Below are 11,877 nucleotides of genomic sequence, written 5' to 3'. Positions count from 1 at the left end.
GTTGATAAATCTTTTATTGCCGATCTACCTTCGCAAGCACCCACACGCATTGCTTGAATTCTTTTTTAATGTACCACCGACAAGCTTGTTATCGGCTTCGCCCTGAAGCGAGGTGCGCATTATACGCATCAGATTTGTTTTCGCAAGCGGTTATTTTTATTCAGAAACTTAAAAAACATTTTCATTTTTTCGACTCTCCAAATTATTTATTGAAGCAGCCTTTCTGACTTAACCGGCGTTAACTCCTCGCCTCTCAGTGGGCGCGAACTATACGCATCGACTTCTCAAAGCGCAAGCACTTTTCACCACTTTATTTTTAACTTCCTTTACTCAAGTACACCACGTAATTCCATCAAGCTTTTCTATGATCTTTTACACGACGCAACAAGGCTTGGCATGGACCCGAGCAAGAGTACACAGTCGCTAGAAGTAGAAGCGTTCTTGGTGGGTCAACCGCAATGACGGCAAAGACCAGCACCATAAGCAACATGAAAACAAAAGGGACACGCCCTTTAAAATCAATATTTTTGAAACTGAAATAACGAACATTCGAAACCATCAATAAGCCAACAACTAATGTCACTATCGCACCGATGGTCGCCATTGACTCAGAAACCTCCCAGGAATGACCCGTCCAAACCAATGATGCAAGCAAAGCAGCAGCAGAAGGACTCGCCAATCCAACAAAGTACCGCTTATCCACCTCACCAACTTGCGTATTAAAACGAGCAAGCCTTAGAGCCGCACAAGCCATAAATGCAAATGAGGCAGCCCAACCCAGTTTACCCAAAGGCGCTAAAGCCCAATTAAACATCACTAATGCCGGCGCAACCCCAAAGGACACCATGTCAGATAAAGAGTCGTATTGAACACCAAACTCACTAGAGGTGTTAGTCAGGCGTGCCACCCGACCATCAAGCCCGTCAAGCATCATTGCGACAAACATCGCAATCGCCGCCGCCTCAAAATCTGCATTCATTCCTGCAATAATGGCGTAAAAGCCGCTGAATAATGCTCCGGTTGTAAATAGATTAGGTAAAAGATAGACACCTCGATGACGGGTTTTTTTATCCCCTTCACCCACTTCCTCAAAGTGCTCATCGACAGGAAGCAGCTTCTCGACGGTATCTACTGTACTTTGTTTTTGAGATGCCTCTTGGACACCATCTTTAGATTGTTCAGAGTTGTTTTCCACAGTAACTAGACCTTAATTGATACTCTTGCTGTGCAATCATAGTGTTTCGGCCAGCGATTAAAAACAAAAAAACGCGGCATAAGCCGCGTTGTAGTTTCTCCAAAAGTATTTATATTTTAGTTTTTGCTTTTATCTATTATTTTTTTCGATGTAATCCAAGGCATCATGGAGCGCAAGCGCTCACCGACCACCTCAATACCATGAGCTGCATTATTACGACGATGCGCTGTCATAGATGGGTAATTAGTATCCCCTTCCGTGATGAACATCTTCGCATACTCACCGGATTGGATTCGTTTCAAGGCATTACGCATTGCTTGGCGGGATTCATCATTGATGACTTCCGGGCCTGTAACATACTCACCATACTCTGCGTTATTGGAGATGGAGTAGTTCATATCAGCAATGCCACCCTCGTACATCAGGTCAACGATCAACTTAAGTTCGTGCAAACACTCGAAGTAAGCCATCTCTGGGGCATAACCTGCATCAACCAAGGTTTCAAAACCCGCTTTAACCAGCTCAACACAACCTCCGCAAAGAACAGCCTGCTCACCAAATAAATCGGTTTCAGTTTCATCTTTGAATGTTGTTTCAATAATACCAGTACGACCGCCACCCACACCGGAAGCGTAAGACAATGCAACATCTTTCGCGCGACCAGAAGCATCTTGGTAAATCGCAATCAAGTCTGGAATACCACCACCATTAACAAACTCATTACGCACAGTGTGACCAGGTGCTTTAGGAGCAATCATGATGACATCCAAATCTGTTCTCGGCACAACTTGGTTGTAATGCACAGAAAAGCCATGAGCGAATGCCAACGTGGCGCTTTCTTTAATATTTGGCTCAATCGTCGACAAATATAAATCACGGTGATTCTCATCAGGCGTCAGCATCATAACAACATCTGCACCCGCAACAGCCTCCTCTATACTTGCGACTTTTAAGCCGTGCGCTTCAGCTTTAGCAACTGAAGAAGAGCCTACACGTAGGCCAACAGTAACATCTACACCAGAATCTTTAAGATTACATGCGTGTGCATGACCTTGAGAGCCATAACCAATAATGGATACTTTCTTGCTTTGGATTATGGATAAATCACAATCTTTGTCGTAATAAATTTGCATCGATATTCTCCGGAACAAAGGCCATAGCCCGTCCTTGAGTTTTTATATTTGAATGAAAAATTTAGAGCGACCAGCTCGTACTTAAAGCCAGCAATCTTTCGCTCAAGTCATAATAGATCATGGCGCATACTCTACCCAAAACAGCTCATTGCTTAAAATGAAATATTTGCAATAAAATATGCCGATTTATGCAACATGAATTATGCCTATGGATACCAAGCTCCTACAACAATTCATTCACCTCTGTGACACATTACATTTTGGTAAAGCGGCCGCACTCAGCTATGTAAGCCCATCCGCTCTCAGCCGCAGTATCAAATCCATTGAAGAACAAGCGGGTGTAAGATTAGTTGAGCGTGACAATCGTGAGGTCAGACTAACAAGAGAAGGCGTTCTCTTTCGTGACTATGCAAAAGAGACTCTGCACCACTGGGAGCGATTTCGAACTTCCCTGCAACATGAAACCAAGATTCTTCGAGGTTCCTTAAGCCTCTTTTGCTCGGTTACCGCCAGCTACAGTTTTTTATATGAAATTCTGAGTGAATTTCGTCAGGACTACCCCGGTATTGAATTGAAGATTCATACTGGTGACCCAGCAATAGGAATTGAGCGAGTACTTGATGGTATCGATGATATTGCCATCGTTGCCAAACCTGAAACATCCCCCGAACAAATCGCCTTTAAAGAAGTGGCACATTCGCCATTAGTCTTCATCGGAGAAAAACACCAGTTCCGATCTATCAGACACTTTGATGACGATTTTTGGCAATCTACTCCCATGATCGTATCTGAAGTGGGCCTTGCCAGAGATCGACTAAACAGGTGGTTAAAAAGAAAGCGCATTAAACCCAATATTTATGCTCAAGTCGCAGGACATGAAGCCATTGTCAGCATGGTGAGCTTAGGGTTTGGTGTAGGTGTGGTACCAGACATCGTCTTGAATAACAGCCCTCTAAAAAACAGTGTGGAGGTATTGGATACACCGGAAAGCCTTGGTCATTACAATGTTTGCCTGTGCACACAAAAAAAACGGATTAAAAGCCCAATTATCGGTGCATTTTGGAAGCAAAACATCACTCACCTTTCAACAGAGGACGAATGAGCTACCCTCTAAGAACATTAAACGCGCAGCCATAAAAAAAGCCGAGAAATACTCCCGGCCTTTTTGTTTTAGAAAGTAAAACGTCAACTGTGAACTAAATGCTTAACACTTTTTCACCACGGGCAATACCCGATACGCCCGAACGAACCACTTCCAAGATAGACGCCTCACCAATAGACTGAACAAAAGCATCCAATTTATCTGCCGTCCCAACAATCTGAATGGTGTAGATCGTCGATGTCACATCCACTATCTGGCCACGAAAAATATCCGTACAGCGTTTAATTTCCGCTCTCTGCGCACCTGATGCCTTGACTTTAATCAGCATCAATTCACGTTCAATATGAGCTCCGTCACTTAAATCCACCAATTTCACCACATCAATCAACTTATTGAGGTTTTTGGTGATCTGCTCCAACTTATGATCATCACCCACTGTAGTCAGTGTCAGCCTTGAAAGAGTTGGATCTTCTGTTGGTGCAACAGTTAAAGTGTCAATATTATAACCGCGCTGGGAAAACAACCCCACAACACGAGACAAAGCACCAGGAGCGTTTTCCATCAAAATCGATACGATTCTTCTCATTACGTTCGCTCCGTTTTACTCAACAACATATCTCGCATGGATCCATTAGGGGCAACCAACATGGGATACACGTGCTCGGAACGGTCTACCATAACATTCATGAAGACCACTCGATCTTTCATAGCAAAGCACTCTTCCATTTTGCTACGCAGATCGTCTCGCTGAGTCACCGTAATGCCCACATGACCATAGGCTTCCATAAGTTTTTCAAAATCCGGGAGGGAATCCTCATACAAACTTTCTGAATAGCGGCTGTCATACTGCATATCTTGCCACTGTCTCACCATTCCCAACGCCTGATTATTGAGGCATATAATTTTTACCGGAAGGTTATATTGAGTCAGTGTAGAAAGCTCCTGAATACACATCTGGATACTTCCCTCACCCGTGATACACACCACACAAGCGTCTCGATCTGCTATCTGTACACCCATTGCCGCTGGCAGCCCAAAACCCATGGTTCCTAAACCACCAGAATTAATCCAACGACGGGGTTTGTCGAACAAATAATATTGTGCAGCAAACATTTGGTGTTGCCCTACATCAGAACAAATGTACGCATCACCTTTTGTTACTTCATGTAATACTTGAACAACTTCCTGCGGTTTAATCCGCTCACCCGAAGTATCAAAACGGTTAGCATGGTAAAGACCATGACGTTGGCGCCACTCATCAATCTGAGCCCACCAATCCCCAATCGCCTCCTGATCGGTGCCCTGCTCAGCGCTGTTAACCAGCGACAGCATATCTTTCAAAACACTTTCCACTGCTCCCACAATCGGCACATCCGCCGATACCGTTTTGGAAATGGAAGCCGGGTCGATATCAACATGAATAATTTTGGCGTGAGGACAAAACTTACTGGGCGTGTTGGTCACACGGTCATCGAAGCGTGCACCGATCGCTAAAATCACATCGGCATGATGCATCGCGGTATTTGCCTCGAAAGTACCATGCATTCCTAACATGCCCAAAAACTGTCTATCCGTGCCAGGATAAGCTCCCAACCCCATCAGCGTATTAGTCACAGGGAAGTTCAATTTCTTGGCCAGCTCAGTGAGCAGTTCAGAAGAGTCTCCCTGTATTACCCCACCACCCGAATAAATAACCGGGCGTTTAGCACCCAACAATAACTGAACCGCCTTCTTAATTTGCCCAGCATGCCCACGTCCCGCAGGAACATAAGACCGCATTTTTACGGATTCAGGATATTGATACTCGAAGACGCGTGAAGGATCTGTATGATCTTTCGGGATATCGACAACAACAGGGCCTGGACGACCTGTAGACGCAATGTAGTAAGCTTTCTTAATAATCGATGGAATCTCACTCGGATCAGATACAAGAAAGCTATGTTTCACGATAGGGCGAGAGATACCAACCATGTCAGTCTCTTGGAAAGCATCTTCACCAATTTTATCAGACACCACTTGAGCCGATAAAACCACCATAGGGATAGAATCCATATGTGCGGTGGCAATACCCGTAATCGTATTGGTGGCACCAGGGCCTGAGGTAACCAACAACGTACCGACTTTACCGGTTGCTCTTGAATAACCATCTGCAGCATGGGCAGCAGCTTGTTCGTGACGCACTAATATATGTTTAACGTCTTTTTGTCGAAAAATGGCGTCATAAATATGTAGTGCAGCACCACCTGGGTAACCGAATACACATTCAACACCTTCATCACGTAAGGCGCGGATGAGCATATCTCCGCCTGAAAGCATTTCCACTTTGATTCCCCTTAACCCTGAGGGTTAACGTACATTAAAAGGCTTAACGTTCTTACAACGCCAAAACAGCCCTTGAGCTCACTCAGCAAACCCTAGGCTAGTCAGTTTTGACGCGGCAATCAATTGTGTTCGGAATGCTCACCAAGCCCTTTGGCTTTTAACCAGAGAGATAGGCGCAGCGATGCTTTTAGCGAAGTTCCGACATAGACGGCACACATAAGCGTTCTCTTTGCTACTTATTTGAATCGTCGGCCAAAGGTGGAAGGCCTAACAAAACGTACCATCAATTCAAAGAACCGGGCATTTTCTCAATCTAACATCAGATGTCAAGGTTCGTGCACACATCTCATAGCTAAAGAGAACTAAATCTAAAACGTTCTATTCATCCACACGAGAAGCTATAGTTATAAGCGTTAGCGCGTATTAACTTTAATATCGCTTTCAGGCAACTAGGTTGATCAATAACAATACCGCCTACAAGCCACATGGTTCCAAACATAATCAATGTAATAAGAATCCCGAACAACACAGCTATGCACTAATAACAAACTACCTGCTGCCATATTTTATTCAAGGCTAAAGTAGTACTGAGCATTAGAAGTACGAAGAATTTTGGAGTCCACTCAATGAACATCTTCTCTGCGTTTCACCTAAGCCGATTACCTCGCTGCTACCTTGCGGCTGGACTTATTTTAATCAGTCATACCAGCGCCAGTGCTGCAACCACCATGTACCGCTGGATAGATGACAAAGGAGTGGTTCATTTTTCCGAGCGCCCACCGGCCAATGTAGAAGCAGAAAAAATACGCAGTATTACTCCAGTGGGGAATTCTCCGGTTCAACCCCCAAGAGACGAACAAAACGATGAGGAAAATACAAGCACCTCCAATCAGGCTGCCCCACCTCCCGTTGATCGTGAACGGTGTACTAAAGCCCGAGAAAATCTAGAGACATTAAACTCTTTTGCACGTATTCGGGTAAAAGGTGATGACGGAGAGTTACGCTATATGACTTCGAAAGAAATTTCAGATAAAAAAAGAGAACTTCAGGAGATTCTCTCTAGTGAATGCTAAAACTCAAGAGTTCTTTTGTTAAATTTATTGATGTATAGAGTAGGCATCGACCCCAACAAAACCAACTTAATACCACACCAAAAATCCATGACCCTTTTCACACAAAAAATTAATAAGACAAATAATTTTTCGCACTTGAAGACAAAAAAAACCTTTAAAAAAAGACAATTAATGTCCTCTTGACATATTTATTTGATGCACAAAGATCAATTTTTTGTTTTTTGTGCAGCCCATCCCTTTTCAAGTAAAACTCAATCGTCAGAACCAAAATCCCCTCATTTGTAAACGATTACAGCTATGCAATACTGAACAGGATTCGCGAATTCAGTTCGCGAGTCACTTCATTAATCAGCCTGTGAACAAGCGTTCACAAAAAATCATTAATGAAAAAGTAGACAAGTAAGTACAGATACAAAATTGCCGAGAATTGCAATTCAACCGTGAAAAAAAATCAAAAAGTGCTTTATGCAAAGAGAGTACTTTTATGATTTTCACCCACTGTTCGGCAACTTAATTTTCAAGTATGCAACTTCAATAATAATCGTATAGATACACGCAATAGGTGCTAAAAATGACTAAACGCAAACTGCTTTGTCAGCGCATCTCACGCCTCATTTATGGGGCATCTTTGAGTGCATTAGCCGTAACAGCGGGCGCAGTTGAAGGCCCGTACATACCGCCTGACGGAAAAAAATTATTAATTGTCGGACAAGATTTAACCAGCATCGACAACTATAACCGTGGTGTCGGTATTACCCCAGGTGGTGTTACAGGTTACATTGACATTGGCGATCTCAGCGGCTTAACCACTGATGTCGACAATCAAGCCGGCCCCAACAACATGGGCCGCTTATATCAGGACTACCCCAATAGTGTTCTGGCCATTGGCGTTTATATGGTCAACCAACTCGACCAAATTAATAACGGCCAACTGGATAACCAGCTAGACGAATTAATTGGCACCCTAAAAGCTTGGGAACGCCCCGTCTTTTTACGCTGGGGATATGAGTTTGACGGAAACTGGAATAGCTATGATCCAGAAGCCTTCAAGCAAGCCTGGATTCGCATGTACAACAAAGTAGAGCAAGCGGGTGCTGACAACATCATTATGGTTTGGCAAAGCTCTAGTTATTGTGCTCCATTTCAAGGCGGTGCAATTCAAACCTATCAAGGCCATAATTTTTCAGCGTGGTGGCCTGGAGCTGAATACGTAGATTGGGTTGGTTTTTCCTATTTCCGACCAGATGACTGCCAAGTTCAAAACTCTGCAATCGATAATATCGTCAACTTTGCACGCCAACAAAACAAGCCTGTTTTGGTCGCTGAATCTGCACCCCAACGCTACGACATCAGTGATTTAACTCACAACCCACAAGTACAACGTCAAGCACCGGATCAAAGCAAATCTGCCCAGCAAATTTGGAATGAGTGGTTTGCAGGTTACTTTAATTACATCAATGCCAACGAAGATGTCATTAAAGCCGTTGCCTACATCAATGCCGATTGGGACACTCAAGGTAAGTGGGCGTCACCTTATCCGGAAGGTTACTGGGGCGATACTCGCGTTGAAGCCAACAGCCAAATTCAAAATTTATGGGTGAACACCATCACCAGTGATGGATGGTTGAATGCGTCTTCTGATTTATTTGATGTATTGAGCGGCAGCGCGAGCCCGACTCCGACTCCGACTCCGACTCCGACTCCGACTCCGACTCCGACTCCGACTCCGACTCCAACTCCAACTCCAACTCCAACTCCAACTCCAACTCCAACTCCGACTCCAACACCGACTCCAACACCGACTCCGACTCCAGGCGGATTTGAATTCGGTATCGATAGCTCTGGTATGTTGTTCCATGTGAGTTCTGGCGAACGGGCCAACTTCAACTACCTATGCCTTAACGACAACTGTCAAACTGGTACGCTGAATAACGGTCGATATGAACGTCCTGTCAATGTGACTCCAGGTACGTCTTACACCATTCAATTCAAAGTCGATGACAACCCAAGCCAATGTATTACCGCCAATGAAACGGTCACTTACACTTCTCAAGGAGTGTATGTCGATAGCTCTTGTGCAGAGGGCACTGGCAACACTGGTGGCGGCAATACCGGCGGTGGTAACACTGGCGGGAATAATGGCGGCGGTAACACCGGAGGAAACAACGGTGGCGACGATAACAGCGACGACGGCAATACCATTGGTAGTATGGTCGAAGCAGAATCTGTAGAAATCATGGGTGCTGCAGAAGTATACACTGATGGCTCTGCCTCTGGTGGATCAGGTGTCGCTTATATCTACCAAAACGGTGCAGGTTTTAAAATTAACAATGCTCCAGCCTCTTCTGGTGTGAACCTCACTTATGCCTCAGAGCAATCTGGAACCATCACTGTTCGTGTAAACGGTCAAAGCACCAAGGTTTCCTTCGGAAGCACGGGTGCATGGGTAGGCAACTACAACACCGTCTCTGCAGGAATCAACGTGCCTGCAGGCGCTACTGTTGAGGTCGTTTATGAAGCTGGCGACAGTGCCATGAACGTTGACTATGTATCTTTCTCAGGTAGTGATACTGGCGGCGATACCGGCGGAGACACTGGTGGCGATACCGGCGGAGACACTGGTGGTGATACCGGCGGAGACACTGGTGGCGATACCGGCGGAGATACCGGCGGCGACACTGGCGGTGATACCGGCGGAGACACTGGTGGCGATACCGGCGGAGATACCGGCGGCGACACTGGCGGTGATACCGATACAGACGATGGAATTGGTGGCGACACAGCTGCCTCTGGCGTGATCTCAACTGGTTCTAATACCGCCATTATTTGGTTTGCAGCTCAAGACGGGTGGCCAACAGGTGGTGATTACTATAGTTGTAAAGATGGTGAGAACGAATGTTACCCTGCCACCCTAAACAACGGCCGATGGGAGCGTGAGCACAATAACTTTAGTAACGGGCAATCCTACACCGCCCAACTAAAAGTGCCGGGTATGAGTTCTGCCGACTTCCCACAACACAGCTTCACTTTCCAAGGTGGTAGCGGCTCTGGTGGTAATAACGGTGGTGGCAATAATGGTGGTGGTAACAATGGCGGCGGCAATAATGGTGGAGGTACAGACCTACCTGCTGGCGATGAAACCTTCGCCAACCTAGATTGGGAGTTTAACTCTCACAACTCCACCGATAACATGACGTCTCACAACAACAATTCGATCGGCCCGGTGTCTAGGAAGTTTGAGCACCTAGCCACGCCAATTAGTGGCGCAGCACCAACAAGACTCGGATTTGCATTCGATATTGAAGGCAGCACGGCAACGTGGCGCTGGGGACCTCAAACTGTTCGTGGTGGCGGTGATTCAGGTTTAGAAATGCACTGTTCTGAAGATAATGGTATGACCTTTGAGAAATCCACGTTCTCAGGCGGCACTGCCAGTATTCCTTGTAGCGGTGATTACATTTATTTCTTCCGATACAAGCACCCCCATGCCCTGAACAACAACCCAGCATCAGCATGGATTTACACTGGTAGCTTCACCACTGAGCGCCGCGTAGACCCACGCAACTACCCATCTTTCGTCGATGGTTCAGCAAACTGGATGCGCTTCCGTCACCCAATTTCTGCAGATGGAACAACCGCTGCGGTATTGGATGCACAGCATAACAATGACCGTTTGCGTAACCTAGATCGCTACACCATTTGGGTGGAAGATGCTCCGGGTAACGTTGAAATGAAAGCAGACATCACCGGTAACGTGATTCGTAACGAAGCACACCGTAATACCGCTGGTGGGCCTAACGGTCAGCAATTCTTTGCTGCCAACGTTGGCGGTAGCCTAGGTTGGGGTGATGAGTTCAGCTACGGTCAGGTAATTCAGTTTGAAATTACCGCTGTTGCAGGCTCTTCTGGTGCACAAACCTACAACGACTTCTCCTACTACACCGTAGGACAAGGCTGGGGTGCATACGGCGATCCTCGTTTGAACTCAGCGGGTAAAGCCGGTACCACTATGTGGTTCTCTGATTCCGGTGCTTACAGTGACTTGGAGTACAACGCGATCTTTACTCAACCGATGGCTACCATCAACTCTGAGCAATTGATCGATGACTTCATTGTTGGTCACCACCTATTCCACGGTATTGACCCACATAAGGTTCGCTCCAGCACTTTCAATGACCCAGATGTCCAATTAGTGAATGACACTTGTGGTAACTGTCACTTCCGTGATGGACGTGGTTCAGAGGTAATCGAGACACCAAAAGGCCCTCGTCTACCACCACCCACTTACGGTGTGAAACTGCTTGAAGCGATCAAAGGTCGTGAAACAGGGTTCTCATGGGATGGTTCAGCACCGACCGTTAAGGATCAAATCATTGCTGCAATGGAACTTGATCACGGCGTTGACTTCACCAAAGTTTCAAAAGATCACCCTGTAGTTGAAATGATCACGGCGTACACCGAGACATTGACCGTACCAAACCGTGACCCAGGTTCTTACGATATTCCTGGTGTTGCAGAAGGTGACGTGCTGTTCAATGACATTGGTTGTGCCAGCTGTCATACGCCAGTGCAAGTCACCGAAAGCTCTGAGTCTCACCTGGATGGACTAGAAATTCGTCCATACACCGACATGAAACTCTGGGACTTGGGCGACGGATCTTTCCGTACCCCAGCTCTGTGGGGCTTAGGTCATAACTTGAACTTACTTGAGCGCAATGGTCGCCGAGCTCTCTACATGCACGACGGTGGCTCCACTTCAATCGAAGATGCCATTGCTCGCCATGGTGGTGATGCGGCTGAAACACGCTCTCGCTTCAATGGATTGAGTGGTTCAGATAAAGAGAACATTGTGAAATTTATTAAAACGTTGTAATCAACGGGATAATAGATCTGGCAATACGGATCTCTAAATAAAAAAGGGCGGGTTAATCCCCGCCCTTTTTTATGTCTGGTTAGCCGCTCAATACTAAATGACTGTTCAACTCATCAATCGAACAGTGTTTAAAAATCCACTATTTCTCGATAGGCACCACACTACCTGCTTGCAATAAA

7 protein-coding genes are annotated in these 11,877 nt (G+C 45.8%); 3 read left to right on the top strand and 4 right to left on the bottom strand.

Going from position 1 to position 11,877, the window contains the following annotated elements; all coding sequences use genetic code 11:
* Positions 1–352 precede the first annotated feature (352 nt).
* Both pssA and ilvC read right to left on the bottom strand, forming a co-directional pair.
* Positions 353–1,195, bottom strand: coding sequence for a CDP-diacylglycerol--serine O-phosphatidyltransferase (gene pssA / locus LU351_RS07390; protein WP_416053939.1), 843 nt, complete (start codon positions 1,193–1,195; stop codon positions 353–355).
* A gap of 116 nt (positions 1,196–1,311) precedes the next feature.
* Positions 1,312–2,328, bottom strand: coding sequence for a ketol-acid reductoisomerase (gene ilvC, locus LU351_RS07385; protein WP_232593420.1), 1,017 nt, complete (start codon positions 2,326–2,328; stop codon positions 1,312–1,314).
* A gap of 208 nt (positions 2,329–2,536) precedes the next feature.
* On the opposite strand from ilvC, the gene ilvY reads away from it, so the two are divergent.
* The gene (ilvY, locus tag LU351_RS07380) at positions 2,537–3,430 is read left to right on the top strand and encodes an HTH-type transcriptional activator IlvY (protein WP_232593419.1); all 894 of its coding nucleotides are present in this window, start codon (positions 2,537–2,539) and stop codon (positions 3,428–3,430) included.
* A 94-nt stretch (positions 3,431–3,524) separates the two neighbouring features.
* Here the strand turns inward: ilvY and ilvN are convergent, their stop codons facing one another.
* Together ilvN and LU351_RS07370 are read right to left on the bottom strand one after the other, a co-directional pair.
* Positions 3,525–4,016, bottom strand: a complete 492-nt coding sequence (ilvN, locus tag LU351_RS07375; RefSeq protein WP_232593418.1) for an acetolactate synthase small subunit — start codon at positions 4,014–4,016, stop codon at positions 3,525–3,527.
* A complete protein-coding gene (locus tag LU351_RS07370; RefSeq protein WP_232593417.1) occupies positions 4,016–5,752 on the bottom strand; it encodes an acetolactate synthase 3 large subunit in 1,737 nt (578 codons plus the stop codon). The genes ilvN and LU351_RS07370 overlap by 1 nt, the downstream gene beginning before the upstream one ends.
* Positions 5,753–6,378: 626 nt before the next feature.
* Between LU351_RS07370 and LU351_RS07365 the strand changes: the two genes are divergently transcribed.
* Positions 6,379–6,825 (top strand): DUF4124 domain-containing protein, encoded by a 447-nt coding sequence (locus tag LU351_RS07365; protein ID WP_232593416.1) that lies wholly within the window; start codon positions 6,379–6,381, stop codon positions 6,823–6,825.
* A 571-nt stretch (positions 6,826–7,396) separates the two neighbouring features.
* On the top strand, positions 7,397–11,698 hold the full coding sequence (locus tag LU351_RS07360) for a di-heme oxidoredictase family protein (RefSeq protein WP_232593415.1): 4,302 nt from the start codon (positions 7,397–7,399) through the stop codon (positions 11,696–11,698).
* Positions 11,699–11,877: the final 179 nt, after the last annotated feature.

The organism is Marinibactrum halimedae, from assembly GCF_021234875.1.
GTDB lineage: Bacteria > Pseudomonadota > Gammaproteobacteria > Pseudomonadales > Cellvibrionaceae > Marinibactrum > Marinibactrum halimedae.
This window is presented reverse-complemented; position numbering and strand designations above follow the sequence as displayed.